We start from the raw sequence: 14,302 nt of genomic DNA on the forward strand, positions 1-14,302 counted from the left end.
ACGACGTGAATTCTACGGCTTGTTCGGGTCGAACTTCTTCTCCAAGCCTTTCCAGCAATCCGAGTAATCGTCCTGCAGCGTCGACGACGTCGCGGCATGCTGCGTCACGCGCTGCGGGAATCGGGTCTCGAACATGAAGGCCATCGTGCCGGTCAGCTTCACCGGCTTCAGCTCGCTGGTGCTGGCGTGCTCGAAGGCTTCGCGGTCGGGGCCGTGCGGCAGCATGCAATTGTGCAAGCTGATCCCACCCGGCACGAAACCCTGCGGCTTGGCGTCGTAGACGCCGTAGATCAGGCCCATGAACTCCGACATGATGTTCATGTGGTACCACGGCGGACGGAAGGTGTTGTCGGCCACCAACCAGCGCTCCGGGAAGATCACGAAGTCGATATTCGCGGTGCCGGCGGTCTCCGACGGCGAGGTCAGCACCGTGAAGATCGAGGGATCGGGGTGATCGAACGCGATCGCACCGACCGGCGAGAACGTGCGCAGGTCATATTTGTACGGCGCATAATTGCCGTGCCAGGCGACCACGTCGATCGGCGAATGCGGCAGCGTGGTCTTGAACAGCGCGCCACCCCATTTCACGTAGAGCTCGGTCTGCGTGTCCTGGTCCTCGTAGCTCGCGACCGGCGTCAGGAAGTCGCGCGAATTGGCCAGGCAATTGGCGCCGATCGGGCCGCGCTCCGGCAGCGTGAACGCGCCACCGTAATTTTCGCAGAGATAGCCGCGCGCAGGGCCATTGGGAATCTCGACGCGGAACTTGACGCCGCGCGGGATCACCACGATCTCGCCCGGCTCGGCATCGATGCGGCCGAATTCGGTGACCAAACGCAGACTGCCCTGCTGCAGCACGAACATCATCTCGCCATCGGCATTGTAGAAATGCTGATCGACCATCGATCTGGTGATGAGATAGATGTGCGCCGCCATACCCGCCTGGGTGTTGGCATCGCCCGCCGTGGTCATGGTCTGCACGCCCTGCAGAAAGGTCATGTCCTCCTTCGGGATCGGCGCCGGGTCCCAGCGCAGTTGCGCGATCGGCATGTCGTATTCGTGGCACGGCGCGGTGCGCCACAGCCCGGCATCGGCCTTGGCGAAGCGGCCGGAATGCCGCACCGACGGGCGGATGCGATAGAGCCAGGAGCGTTCATTGGTGCCGCGCGGCGCCGTGAACGGCGAGCCCGACAGCTGCTCGGCATAGAGCCCGTAGGCGCAGCGCTGCGGCGAGTTGCGTCCCATCGGCAGCGCACCGGGCAAGGCCTCGGTCTCAAAGCTGTTGCCGAAGCCGGACATGTAGCCCGGCGTCACTTGGCCCGAGCTGCGAACGATCTGATCAGGCGAGGTGTTGATGTTCATCACTATCCTCCTTGCAGGGCGGCCCACATCTCCTGGTCGCGTTGATCGGTCCAGATCACGGGGTCGTCGATCCCCGACGCCTCGTCATAGGCGCGCGAAACGTTGAACGGCAGGCAGTGCTCGTAAATCGCAAACTTCGAGAATTTCGGATCCATCACCTCGCGCGTCGCCGCCATCGATTCCTTCAGCGTGCGGCCCTTTGCGACCGACGATTCGGCGGCGCCATAGAGCGTGGTGACGAAGTCGCGGGTCATCGCGATCGCATCGCGGCCGGTGGCGAGGCCCTTCAGCGCATCGCCGCGGCCCGGCGCGATCGCCTTCGGATTGAAGGCGCGGATCTCGTTCAGCGTCATCGGCCATTCGCGCAGGTGAGCATCGCCGCAATAGCAGGCCGAGTGATATTCGATCAGATCGCCGGAGAACATCACCTCGGCGTCCGGCACCCAGGCCACAATATCGCCCGAGGTGTGGCCGGCGCCGAGCTGCATCAACCGCACCTCGCGCTTGCCGAGATAGATCGACATCTCGCCTTCGAAGGTCAGCGTCGGCCAGGTCAGGCCGGGAATGCTCGCGGCGTCCTGGAACAGGCGCGGGAAGCGGCCGTATTCGGAGTCCCAGTCCTGCTGGCCGCGCTCCTGGATCAGGCGATAGGTCTCCTGAGAGGCGACGATGCCCTGCGCCTTGTAGGCGGACGCGCCGAGCACCCGCACGGCGTGATAGTGCGACAGCACGACATATTTGATCGGCTTGTCGGTCACGGTCTTGACCCGCTCGATCACCTTGTTCGCCATTGCCGGTGTTGCCTGCGCGTCGAACACCAGGCAGCCGTCCTCGCCGACGATCACGGCGGTGTTGGGATCGCCCTCGGCGGTGAAGGCGTAGAGATCGGTGCCAATCTCGGAGAAGGTGATCTTCTTCTCCGCGAGATCCGTGGTCGATGCAAATCCTTTGGCCATCAGTTCAATCCTGTCCGTTTGATCAGTGCTATTGTTGTTGCTGTTGTTGCTGCTGGCTCGTGTCCGGCATCCGCCGCTTTGCCAGCGCGATCGCCTCGCGCAGCACGTCAAGATCGCCGATGTGGTTGGCGAGCACCAGAACCAGCGCCGCATCGAGATCGGCGCTCTGCGCCTCGGTGAGGCCGCGATGCGCCTCGACGATGGCGCGGAAGGCGTCATCGGGACTAGCGAAGTTCGAACTGGTCGACAGCGCCATGACTGCTCCTCAGTTCAGGCCGGCTGCGCGCGCCAGCGCCGCATCGAGTGCCGGCCGCGCGGCGTTCCGGAAGCGCGCCGCGACGTAGCCGTCCGGCCGCAACAAATAGGCGGTGCCGGGCTCGGCATCGTAGCGCTTGCCGGCAAGGCCTTGGGCGTCGATTAAGCCACCCTCGCCGCCGACGCGGATGCTGCCGACGCCGTCGGGGACATCAGCGGCCACTCCATTGCCAAACTCCAGCAGCGTGAAACGCGTTCCCTGCCTGATGAAAACGTCGGTCAGATAGCTGGAACCACCGCCCCGCTCCGTCACCGGTGCATCCAGCATCGAGGCGCCGGGCCGCGGGCCGCCGCGCCAGCTGTCGCGATCACCGCTCGACAGCGGCGTGTCATAGACCGACGGCACCGACAGCCGGCCGCCATTGACCATGCGCTTGCCGAACTCGGTGTCCTTGGCAAGCGAGAGCACGGCTTGGCGCAGCCGCGCCTCCTGCCGCGTCACCGGCGCCATGAAGTCGGTCGAGCGGGTGGACTCGCGGATGTTCTCGTCCGCCGCCGCGCTGCGCTCGATGTGGTAGCTCTCCAGCAAGCCTTCCGGCGACAGGCGGCGCAGCACGCGGTCAAGCTTCCACGCCAGATTCTCGGCGTCCTCGAGCCCGGAATTGGCGCCGCGCGCGCCGAACGGCGAGACCTGGTGTGCGGAATCACCGGCGAAAATCACGCGGCCGTGGATGAATTTTGCCATCCGGCGACACTGGAACTTGTAGAGCGAGATCCATTCGAACTCGAACTTGTCGTGCCCGAGCATGCGCTCGATTCGCGGCCGGACATTCTCGGGCTGCTTCTCGGCCACTGGATCGGCATCGGGATTGAGCTGCAGATCGATCCGCCAGATATCGTCGGGCTGCTTGTGCAGCAGCGCCGAGCGGCCGGCATGGAACGGCGGATCGAACCAGAACCAGCGCTCGGTCGGAAACGCCGCGGTCATCTTGACGTCGGCGATCAGGAACTGGTCCTCGAACACCTGACCTGCGAACTCCGCGCCGACCATCTGCCGCAGCGAGGAACGGGCGCCGTCGCAGGCGACGACAAAGGAGGCATGCACCTGGTAGGAGCCTTCAGGAGTTGCGATGGTCAGCGCGACGCCATCGTTGCGGCTCTCCAGCGCGATCACCTTGTTGCGCCAGCGCAGATCGATCTCGGCCAGCTGCCCGACCCGGTCGACCAGATAGGCCTCGGCATAGAACTGTTGCAGGTTGATGAAGGCGGGCCGCTTGTGACCCTCCTCGGGGAGCAGGTTGAACTGATAGAGCTGCGAGGCGCCGTGGAAGATCTTGCCGACGCTCCACACGACGCCCTTCTCGACCATGCGGTCGCCGACGCCGAGGCGGTCCCAGAACTCCAGCGAACGCTTCGAGAAGCAGATCGCGCGCGAGCCCTCGCCGATCCGGTCGGCATCGTCGAGCAGCACGACGCGCTGGCCGCGCTGCGCGAGGCCGATCGCGAGCGACAGCCCCACCGGCCCGGCGCCGACCACGACGACGGGATGCTCCGCCATATTGGCACCCGACCGCTCCTGGTCGGGGTGACGGCGATAGCCGAACTGGGTTTTGGCCTGTGCCGTATTGGCTTGTGCCATTGCGTGACCCTGGATGTTCCCTTGTGCCGGCTTCTGGCTGCGGCTTGCGTGACCGGTTTGCGACAAGACCTTTTGCGACAAGACCTTGCGAGCCGGCCGCGACCTTGCTAAATTAGTCTCACCTGCAACTATCTTAAACCCCCAGTCGGGGCCGCCGTCAACCCAATTTGGAGGGATTTTTGGCAAGGACCTCTGCAAGCCAGCCTCCAGCACGGCCGGGCAGCGCCGTGGAGGCGGACCCGCGCGACGTGCCAACGAAGAAGCGCCTCGACCTCTTTCACTTCGTGCCGTTCCGCCTGAACCGGCTGGCGGCCGAGGTGTCCTCGGCGCTGTCGAGCGAATATCAGGCGCGCTACGGCCTCGACATTCCGGAGTGGCGCGTGCTCGCTACGCTGGGCTTCCGCAGCGATCCCTGCAGCGCGCAATACATCGCGCATTGCACCCGGACGCACAAATCCACCATCAGCCGCGCGGTATCGGCGTTGATGGAGCGCGAGATCGTCGAGCGGGTCGAGAACGCGGACGACCGCCGCGAATTTCGCCTGCAGCTGACCCGGAAGGGCCAGGCGCTGTACGAGCAGCTGATCCCGCGCCTGCTGCGCAAGGAGCAGGAGATCCTGTCCTGCCTCTCCGCGCAGGAGCGCCGCGACCTCGGACGCCTGCTCGGCAAGGTCGAGACCAGCCTCGAGCTGGTGCAGACCAGCGAAGAGGCCGACGCGAAGGACGCATATTAGCCTCACACTCCGCTGTCGTCCTGGCGAAAAGCCAGGACCCATACTCCGCGGCCGTTGTTGTGAACGCGACTCGTCGTTCCAGCGAAGCGCAACAAGCGACATTTGTGGTTATGGGTTCTGGCTTTTCGCCAGGACGACGCCGGGGGTTGGCTTCGCGCCCAACACAACATGCGGTCATGCCGCGGCGACGACCAGCGTCGAACCGGCAATGACGGCGGAGCGCCCTACGCCCTGTCGATATGCGTGGCGATCACAGGGAAATAATTGTCCTTCGATCCCTTGTCGATCGCCTCCTGCAGGACCGTTCCGATCAGCTCGGCGCCACGGATCTTGATGCCGGCGTCGGCCGCCAGCTCCAGCGCGTAGGACAGATCCTTCAGCGCATATTCGGTCGAGAATGCGCGCTCCGGAAACACGCCAGGCACGATCGCCTTCATGCCGTGGTTGCGCAGTGCAAAGCTGTCGGCCGACCCCTTCGACAGGGTTTCCAGCAGCAGTTTTGGATCGACGCCATTGTGCTTCGCCACCGCGACGGCCTCAGCCAGCGCGTTCACGGTCTCGAACAGCACCATGTTGTTGAGGATCTTGGTCACCTGCCCGGCGCCGACGTCGCCGCAATTGGTGACGTCGGTGGCAAAGCAGCGGATCAGCGGCTCGATCGCGGCATAGAGCGCGGGCACCGCGCCGACCATCACGCTGAGCGTGCCGTCCTGCGCCGCCTGCCGGGTGCGCGCGATCGGTGCGTCGGCCCAGGCCGCGCCCCTGGCCTGCAATTGCCCGGCAAAGTCGCGGGTCTGGCTGACCGAAGACGTGCCGAGATCGACCACGACCTGGCCGCTCCTCGCATTCTTCAAAATGCCGTCGTCCTCGAACACCGCGCGCACGTGTTTGGCGCTCGGCAGGCAGAGGAACAGCACATCGCTCTGCTTGATGACATCGGCGACCGAGCCGGCAACCTCGGCGCCGTCGGCGCGCAAGCGCTGCAGCGGTTCGGTCGACAGATCGAACACGACAACGCGCTTGCCGCTCTTCTTGACCAGGTTGCGGCAAATCGGCTCACCCATCACGCCGAGGCCGATGAACCCGAGAGTCTGATAGTCAGTCATATCGCTTCTTCTTTTTGACGTTTCTTGACGTGTTGCAGATGCGCCTCGCCCGATCGGCCCGGCTATTTCGCGAAGGATCGCGACGGCGCCAGATGCAGGGCGAACGCATCGACCTTGTCGCTGGCGCGCGGATAGATCTCGCTGACGATCGGATCGTGACCGGGAATGAAGCGGTCGGGATGACCGGCAAGCCGCTCGACCGTCTCCCAGCCCTGCGCCATATCGCCGACATTGTAGACGATCGGGAACGGGCTGTGCTTGTGCAGGTTCGCATAATAGTGCGCGGCGTCGGACGCCAGCACGACCGGCCCGCGCGCGGTCTCGACCCGCACCACTTGCAGACCATCGGAATGGCCGCCGACGCGATGCACGGTGACGCCGGGCGCGATCTCGCCGTCGCCGGAATGGAAGGTGACGCGCTCGCCATAGACGTGGCGCACCATCTGCGTGACGTGCTCGATGGAGAACGGATGGCGCAGCATGCCGTTGCACATGCAGCGGCCGGTCGCGTAGCTCATCTCGCGTTCCTGCAGGTGGAATTTGGCGTTCGGGAAGCGATCCAGATTGCCGGCGTGGTCGTAGTGCAAATGGGTGACGATGACATCGCGGATCGCCTCGGCACTGACGCCGAAGCCGGCCAGCGCGTCGACCGGATTGAGCGTCAGCTTGCGGGCCCGCGCCGTGGCCTCCTCGGCGTTGAAGCCGGTGTCGACCAGGATGTCGCGGCCGTGGCCGCTGATCAGCCAGACGAAATAATCGAGATCCTGCGCCGTGGTGTCGTGCGGATCGGGGACCAGGAAATTGAGGTGGGGCGTGCGCGGCGACATCGTCGCATAGCGGAGGGCGTAGATTTCGTAGGCGTTTCCCATCGGTTTCGCTCTTGTTTGCTGACTTGTTTTTGAATGGCTTGCAGTCCCGAACACAAAGCCATCGCCTCGCGCAAAGGTCAAACCGCGCAGGGCGCGACGAGCGCATGACGGGGTGGCCGCGGCCTCCGTGAGTGCAATCACATTATGGGCTCGCAGGAACCGGCACCATGCCGTGACGGCGATGGCCGCCATGACGCATGCTGCTGCACTGCGGCCTCGCGACCGTCACCGCGATAAACGATGGTCCCGCAAGCCGTTGACGGCGGTTTGGCCGTGGTTTGATAATGCGTTTTCGCTAGAGTAAGGTCCCCGAGGCGCAGGCTGGAAGCGGCGCCATCTCATTGGAATGCCGCGATCTGGATTTGCCGCGATTATGAAAATCCGCCTTGCCTTGCTCGCTACGCTGATTTTTTCAATCGCGTCGCCCACCCTGTCCTTCGCCGCCGGCGACCGTTTCGCGCTGGTCATCGGCAACGCCAAATATCCCGACGCCGACGCGCCGCTGAAGGAGCCGGTCAACGACGCCCGTGACGTCGCCGACGAGCTCAAGCGAGATGGCTTCACCGTCGAGGTCGGCGAGAACCTGACCGGCGACGGCATGCGCCGCGCCTTCGACCGGCTCTACGGCAAGATCAAGCCGGGCTCGGTCGCGCTGATCTTCTTCTCGGGTTACGGCATCCAGTCGAACCGACAGAGCTACATGATCCCGATCGATGCGCAGATCTGGGCCGAGGCCGACGTTCGCCGCGACGGCTTCAGCCTCGAGACCGTGCTCGGCGAGGTCAACAGCCGCGGCGCCGGGGTGAAGATCGCCCTGATCGACGCCTCGCGGCGCAACCCGTTCGAGCGCCGTTTCCGCAGCTTCTCGGCGGGGCTTGCCCCGGTGATCGCACCCAACGGTACGTTGGTGATGTATTCGGCAGCGCTGTCGTCCGTCGTCTCGGACAATGGCAGCGACCACAGCCTGTTCGTACGGGAGCTCCTGAAGGAGATCCGCACCCCCGACCTGATGGCGGAGGAAACGCTGAACCGCACCCGCGTCGGCGTGACCCGGGCCTCGCGGCAGGAACAAGTGCCGTGGATCTCGTCGTCGCTGGCGGAGGACTTCTCGTTCATTCCGGGCGGCGCACCGGGGCCATCGAACGCGGCGCCAGCGCCTGCCGTGTCGCCATCGCCCGAGGTGGCAACGGCACCGCCGGTCGCGCCACCGCCGGCCCCGCCCGCGGCAACGCCGACGCCACCAGCGGCAACAGCGCCGACGCCGGCACCTGCGCCGCCGAAGCCGCCCGTTGCAGTTGCCCCGGCCTCACCGCCGTCCCCGCCAAAGGCGCCGGAGATCGCACTGCCGCCACCCGCGCCTCCCCCGCCGGTCGTGATCCAGCCCACGCCGGCTCCAAGCAATTCGGCTGTGCTCGCCGATGATCCCACGATCAAGAGCCTGAATGACAGATTGGACAAGAATCCCGATGACGCCGCCGCGCTGTATCGCCGTGGCCAGGTCTATGCCAGCAAGGGTGCCTATGACCTCGCGGTGAAGGACTTCACCAATTCGCTGCGGCTGAATCCGAAAGATGTCGAGGCCTATAACAACCGCTGCTGGGTCCGCACCGTGATCGGCGACCTGCAGGCGGCGCTGAAGGACTGCAACGAGGCGCTGCGGTTGCGCCCGAATTTTGTCGATGCGCTCGACAGCCGCGGGCTGATGAACCTGAAGGGCGGGCAGAACAAGAACGCCATCGCCGATTTCGACGCCGCGCTGAAGATCAACCCGCGGCTGACTTCGTCGCTGTACGGGCGCGGCCTCGCCAAGAAGCGCACCGGCGCGGTCGCGGAAGGCGATCTCGACATCGTCAACGCCAAGGCGATGGACCCGAACATCGTCAAGGAATTCGCCGACTACGGCGTGCAGTGATAATGGACCGAGGCCTGCCCGCGGCTCGAACCGCCGATGGAATTGCGCGACTAATCAGAGGGTGGGTGCCGGGCCAATGCCGGCAATCAATCTGAATAGTAGTTGGAACCGCGCGAGCCTGCGCAGGAGGGACCGAAATGCTGAAGCTGTCGGCGAAGGCCGCGATCCTTTCAATCCTGAGCGTCGGCGCCGCGCTGTCGTTCGGCACGGCGGCCGCCCGCGCCGGTGACGAGGCCACCGAGGATCAGATCGTCAAGGCGCTGACGCCCGACAAGAAGCCGCTGACCCGCGGCCTTTCGGTCGGCCCGCAGACCTCCTCGCCCGGGCTGAATGCCGACCAGGCCAAGTTCGTGCAGAGTGTCCGCGGCCGCGCCACCCGCTCGCTGTCCTCGGCCGAACGCGAGGAAATCGCGACCATCGTCCAGGACAAGCCCAAGATCGATCTCGAGATCAACTTCGACTACAACTCCGCCGACATCAGCGCGAAGTCGCTGCCATCGGTGCAGGCGCTCGGCCGCGCCTTGACCAATCAGGACCTGAAGGGCTCGACCTTCGTGGTCGCCGGCCACACTGACGCGGCCGGTGGCGAGGACTACAATCAGGGCCTCTCGGAGCGCCGCGCCGACGCCATCAAGCGCTACCTCGTCGAGAAATATGGCATCAACGGCACCGATCTCGTCGCCGTCGGCTATGGCAAGAGCAAGCTGAAGGACCTGAGCCACCCGATGGCGGATGTGAACCGGCGCGTGCAGGTCGTGAACGTGGAAAACAAGGCCACCGCGTCCAAGTGATGGGCGTGGCGTGCCGCCTTTTTGAGGTTACAATGCGTCCCGCACCCCGGCGGGGCGCATTTGCTTTTGGGCCAATGCTTCTGGGTCAGGCCCCAAAGCGGCCCACCCGTGACCCATCTCACATGACGTCAGGGCATGATCCGGAACAATGGACACCGGCCTTTCGCATGCTAGAGCATTTTCGAGCGAGGTGGACGCCGGTTCGCGTGAAGAAAACGCGTCGAAACAAGAATCTAGACTTCGGTTCTGATTCAATCAGAACCGAAAATGCTCTAGGGAACACGATGGCGAGCGTGATGAGACTTCGACCAGCGCCCATGATGCGACAAGTTCTGGATTGATCCGCCGATGAATTTTTCCCAGTACCTCAAGCCTGCGATCGGCACGGTGTTTTTCCTCGTTTTGGCGGTCGCCTATTACGCGTTCGAGCACCGCTCCCATCCGGAGGAGAAGGAGACGCCGGGCCAGGCGCTGGTCGTGGTGACGAAGTCGACCAACGCCTGCTTCTCCGACATGGTCCGCGTCACGGGCTTCATCGTGCCGCGCCGCGAGGCGCAGGTGAATGTCGACCAGGACGGCTCCAAGGTCACCGACGTGCTGGTCCGCGAGGGCGATACCGTGACCGAGAACCAGGAACTGGCTCGGCTGACCCCGCCGCCGCCGCAGGCCGCCCAAGGTAATGCTCAAGGCAGTGCCAAGCCGATCGTGCTGCGCGCGCCAGCAGCCGGCCTCGTTACCGAGGTGCGCACCGCGCCCGGCGCGCCGGCCTCGCCGCAGGCCCCCCCGATGTTCAAGATCTCCATCAACAACGAGATCGAGCTCGACGCCGAGGTGCCAGGCTTCCAGCTCCTGAAGCTCAATCCCGGCGCCAATGTGCGGATCAGCCGCGACGATGCGCCCGACATGGTCGGCAAGGTCCGCCAGATCTCGCCGCAGATCGACCGCACCACGCAACTCGGGCATGTCCGCATCACCATCAACAATAATCCGACGCTGAAGGTCGGCATGTTCGCGCGCGCCAATATCGACGCCAAGCGTTCCTGCGGCGTCGCGGTGCCGCGCACCGCGATCGACCGCCTGACCTTGCAGGTCGTGAAGGACAACACGGTCGAGACCCGCAGGGTGCGCGTCGGGTTGACCTCCGACACCTCGACCGAAATCCTTGAAGGCCTCGACGTCGGCGAAATCGTCGTGGCCGATGCTGGCACCTCGCTGCATGACGGCGACCAGATCAAGACCATGTTCGCCGACGAACTCGATCGCACTCGATCACGGTAATTCGGGCACGCTAATGGCTTTGAACATCTCGGCATGGTCGATCCGGAACCCGCTTCCCTCGATCGTCTTCTCGATCATCCTGCTCGTGCTGGGCTGGGTCTCCTTCACCAAGCTCGCGGTAACGCGGCTGCCGAGCGCCGACATTCCGGTGATCTCGGTCGCGGTTTCGCAATTCGGAGCTGCGCCATCGGAACTTGAATCGCAGGTCACCAAGACGATCGAGGACGGCGTTTCCGGCGTCGAGGGCGTGCGCCATATCTCCTCCTCGATTACCGACGGCCTGTCCGTGACCACGATCCAGTTCGCGCTGGAGACCAACACCGACCGCGCGCTCAACGACGTCAAGGACGCGGTGACGCGCGTGCGGGCCAACCTGCCGCAGAACGTCACCGAGCCCCTGATCCAGCGCGTCGACGTGATCGGCCTGCCGATCGTGACGTATGCTGCGATCTCGCCCGGCAAGACGCCTGAGCAGCTCTCCTATTTCGTCGACGACGTGGTTAAGCGCGCCCTGCAGGGCGTGCGCGGCGTCGCCCAGGTCGAGCGCATCGGCGGTGTCGAGCGCGAGATCCTGGTCTCGCTCGATCCCGACAAGCTGCAGGCGGTGGGGCTCACCGCGGTCAATGTCAGCCAGATCCTGCGCGGCACCAATGTCGACGTCGCCGGCGGCCGCGCCGAGATCGGCAAGAACGACCAGGCGATCCGCACGCTGGCCGGCGCCAAGACGCTGAACGAACTCGCCGGCACCATGATCCCGCTGTTCGGCGGCGGCGAGATCCGGCTCGACGATCTCGGCACCGTCACCGACACCATCGCCGACCGCCGCACCTTCGCCCGCTTCAACGGCGAGCCGGTGGTGGCGCTCGGCATCAAGCGCTCCAAGGGCGCCAGCGACGTCGTGGTCGCGGCCGCGGTGCAGAAGCGGATCGACACGCTGAAGGCGTCCTATCCCGACGTCGACCTGAAGCTGATCGACACCTCGGTCGAGTTCACCAAGGGAAATTACGATGCGGCGATCTCGACGCTGTTCGAGGGCGCGATCCTCGCGGTGGTCGTCGTGCTGTTGTTCCTGCGCGACATCAGGGCCACGATCATCGCCGCGGTCTCGCTGCCGCTGTCGATCTTTCCGGCATTCTGGGCTATGGATCTGCTCGGCTTCTCGCTCAACCTGGTCTCCTTCCTCGCCATCACGCTGTCGACCGGCATCCTGGTCGACGACGCCATCGTCGAGATCGAGAACATCGTCCGCCACATGCGGATGGGCAAGACGCCCTATCGGGCCGCACTTGAAGCCGCTGACGAGATCGGCCTTGCGGTGATCGCGATCTCGCTCACCATCATTGCGATCTTCGCGCCGGCGAGCTTCATGTCGGGCATCGCCGGTCAGTTCTTCAAGCAATTCGGCATCACCGTGTCGGTGCAGGTGTTCTTCTCGCTGCTCGCCGCGCGCTTCGTGACGCCGATGCTGGCCGCCTATTTCCTCAAGCACCATGACCACGACGACCCGCCGCCCGGCCGCATCCTGCGCAGCTATCACAGCCTCGTCACCTGGTCGGTGAAGCACTATTTCATCACCGTGCTGATCGGCTTCGCGGTCTTCGCCGCGTCGATCTGGAGCATCACGCTGCTGCCGCAGGGCTTCCTGCCGGCGCAGGACACCGCGCGCTCCCTGCTCGCAATGGAGCTGCCGCCCGGCTCGCAGCTCGCCTATACCGAGAAGGTCACCGAGGAGATCGTGGCGCGCCTGCGCAAGCGGCCCGAGGTACGCAGCGTATTCGTCGACGGCGGCCGCGTGCCGCCGGGCCTCCAGGAGGTGCGCCGCGCCGCCCTGATCATCAACTACACGCCGAAGGCCGACCGCAGGATCACCCAGCGCGAGCTCGAGCTGTCGATCGGCAAGGAGCTCGATAGCGTCCCCGACATCAGGTTCTGGTTCCTCGACGAGAACGGCCTGCGCGCCATCTCGCTGGTGGTGACCGGCACCGACAGCAACATCGTCAACAACGTCGCCAGCGAACTGGCGACGCAGATGAAGCGGATCCCGATCATTGCCAACGTGATCTCGGAGACCGCGCTGGACCGGCCGGAGCTGCGCATCCGTCCGCGCGCCGAGCTCGCGGCACGGCTCGGCGTCTCGACCGAGAGCCTGTCGCAGACCATCCGCGTCGCCACCATCGGCGATGTCGGGCCGGCGCTGGCCAAGTTCGACGCCGGCGACCGCCAGGTGCCGATCCGCGTCCAGCTCGAGGACAATGCGCGCAGCGACCTGCAGATGCTGGAGCAACTGCGCGTGCCGCTGGGACAGCGTGGCGAGCGCGGCGGCGTACCGCTGTCAGTCGTCGCCGACATCCAGCTCGACCAGGGCCCGACCAGCATCAACCGCTACGACCGCGAGCGGCAAGCGACCGTCGCGGCCGACCTCGTCGGCAATGCCGCGCTCGGCGACGCCACCAAGCTGATCTACGACCTGCCGGTCATGAAGAGCCTGCCGAAGGGCGTGAAGGTCAGCCCGTCCGGCGACGCCGAGAGCCTTGCCGAGCTGTCCGACGGCTTCGCCACCGCGATCACCGCCGGCCTGGTGATGGTCTACGCCGTGCTGGTGCTGTTGTTCGGCACCTTCCTGCAGCCGATCACCATCCTGTTCTCGCTGCCGCTCTCGATCGGCGGCGCGATCGGCGCGCTGCTGCTGACCGGCAAGCAGCTCACCACACCGGTGTGGATCGGCATCCTGATGCTGATGGGCATCGTCACCAAGAACGCCATCATGCTGGTGGAATTCGCGGTGGAGGCGATCCGCGACGGCAAGGCGCGGGAAGAAGCCATGATAGACGCCGGCATGAAGCGCGCCCGCCCGATCGTAATGACCACGGTCGCGATGGTCGCCGGCATGATGCCGTCAGCCCTTGCGTTCGGCGCCGGCGGCGAATTCCGCTCGCCGATGGCGCTCGCGGTGATCGGCGGCCTGATCTTCTCGACCGTGCTGTCGCTGGTGTTCGTGCCGGCGATGTTCATGGTGATGGACGACATCGGCAACCTGATCTGGCGCTTCGGCAAGCGGCTCGTAGTCTCGCATGCCGACCACGAGCTGACCCCGAGCGAGCCAGAGGCAGACAGGGCCAAGAAGCCGCCCGGCCCGCCGAGCATGATCTCGCCCGCCGCGGAATGAGCTGAGGCCGCGGCGCGACAGTGACGACTAAAATGAGATGAGATTGGGTCGAATAGCGACTGCGTTGCGCTCCCTCTCCCCGTTCTTACGGGGAGAGGGTTGGGGTGAGGGGCTGTCTGGCCGCATGCGGCGGTAGCTGCGCTTGCGGAGACTCCCCCTCACCCGGAACGCATCTAACGATGCGTCATAGCCGAAGCTTTGCTTCGGCGTTCTTGAGAACGGCCGCCGAAGGCGGCC

At 65.2% G+C, this 14,302-nt stretch carries 11 protein-coding genes; 5 read left to right on the top strand and 6 right to left on the bottom strand.

All coding sequences use genetic code 11. From position 1 onward, the window contains the following. Positions 1-12: 12 nt before the first annotated feature. From hmgA to ABIB78_RS21930, 4 genes are read right to left on the bottom strand one after another with little or no spacing between them, the layout of a single operon-like run. Positions 13-1,359 (bottom strand): homogentisate 1,2-dioxygenase, encoded by a 1,347-nt coding sequence (gene hmgA, locus ABIB78_RS21915; RefSeq protein WP_429028425.1) that lies wholly within the window; start codon positions 1,357-1,359, stop codon positions 13-15. A 2-nt stretch (positions 1,360-1,361) separates the two neighbouring features. Further along, the gene (locus ABIB78_RS21920) at positions 1,362-2,315 is read right to left on the bottom strand and encodes an MBL fold metallo-hydrolase (protein WP_429028427.1); all 954 of its coding nucleotides are present in this window, start codon (positions 2,313-2,315) and stop codon (positions 1,362-1,364) included. Between the two features lie 28 nt (positions 2,316-2,343). Beyond that, a complete protein-coding gene (locus ABIB78_RS21925; RefSeq protein ID WP_429028429.1) occupies positions 2,344-2,571 on the bottom strand; it encodes a DUF2783 domain-containing protein in 228 nt (75 codons plus the stop codon). 9 nt (positions 2,572-2,580) lie between these two features. Next, positions 2,581-4,422 carry an FAD-dependent oxidoreductase gene (locus ABIB78_RS21930; RefSeq protein WP_429028432.1) on the bottom strand — a complete coding sequence of 614 codons (1,842 nt, stop codon included), beginning with the start codon at positions 4,420-4,422 and terminating at the stop codon, positions 2,581-2,583. Between ABIB78_RS21930 and ABIB78_RS21935 the strand changes: the two genes are divergently transcribed. Further along, entirely contained in the window at positions 4,389-4,943 is a 555-nt protein-coding gene (locus ABIB78_RS21935) for a MarR family winged helix-turn-helix transcriptional regulator (protein ID WP_429028435.1), read from the top strand. The two genes, ABIB78_RS21930 and ABIB78_RS21935, sit on opposite strands and share 34 nt — an antisense overlap. 224 nt (positions 4,944-5,167) lie before the next feature. On the opposite strand, the gene ABIB78_RS21940 is transcribed toward ABIB78_RS21935, so the two are convergent. Together ABIB78_RS21940 and ABIB78_RS21945 are read right to left on the bottom strand one after the other, a co-directional pair. After that, positions 5,168-6,127 carry an NAD(P)-dependent oxidoreductase gene (locus ABIB78_RS21940; RefSeq protein WP_429028542.1) on the bottom strand — a complete coding sequence of 320 codons (960 nt, stop codon included), beginning with the start codon at positions 6,125-6,127 and terminating at the stop codon, positions 5,168-5,170. Next, positions 6,112-6,918: an N-acyl homoserine lactonase family protein gene (locus ABIB78_RS21945; protein ID WP_429028438.1), complete on the bottom strand. Its 807-nt coding sequence runs from the start codon at positions 6,916-6,918 to the stop codon at positions 6,112-6,114. Before ABIB78_RS21945 ends, ABIB78_RS21940 begins: the two co-directional genes overlap by 16 nt. 373 nt (positions 6,919-7,291) lie before the next feature. Between ABIB78_RS21945 and ABIB78_RS21950 the strand changes: the two genes are divergently transcribed. The 4 genes from ABIB78_RS21950 to ABIB78_RS21965 all read left to right on the top strand — a co-directional run bounded on the left by ABIB78_RS21950 (position 7,292) and on the right by ABIB78_RS21965 (position 14,065). Continuing rightward, a complete protein-coding gene (locus tag ABIB78_RS21950) occupies positions 7,292-8,830 on the top strand; it encodes a caspase family protein (protein WP_429028440.1) in 1,539 nt (512 codons plus the stop codon). Between the two features lie 137 nt (positions 8,831-8,967). Continuing rightward, positions 8,968-9,621, top strand: a complete 654-nt coding sequence (locus ABIB78_RS21955; RefSeq protein ID WP_429028442.1) for an OmpA family protein — start codon at positions 8,968-8,970, stop codon at positions 9,619-9,621. A 348-nt stretch (positions 9,622-9,969) separates the two neighbouring features. Continuing rightward, positions 9,970-10,899: an efflux RND transporter periplasmic adaptor subunit gene (locus tag ABIB78_RS21960; protein ID WP_429028444.1), complete on the top strand. Its 930-nt coding sequence runs from the start codon at positions 9,970-9,972 to the stop codon at positions 10,897-10,899. 13 nt (positions 10,900-10,912) lie between these two features. Then, positions 10,913-14,065 carry an efflux RND transporter permease subunit gene (locus tag ABIB78_RS21965; RefSeq protein WP_429028446.1) on the top strand — a complete coding sequence of 1,051 codons (3,153 nt, stop codon included), beginning with the start codon at positions 10,913-10,915 and terminating at the stop codon, positions 14,063-14,065. The last annotated feature ends 237 nt before the right edge of the window (positions 14,066-14,302 follow it).

The sequence above is a fragment of the Bradyrhizobium sp. I1.14.4 genome (assembly GCF_050435825.1).
Lineage (GTDB): Bacteria > Pseudomonadota > Alphaproteobacteria > Rhizobiales > Xanthobacteraceae > Bradyrhizobium.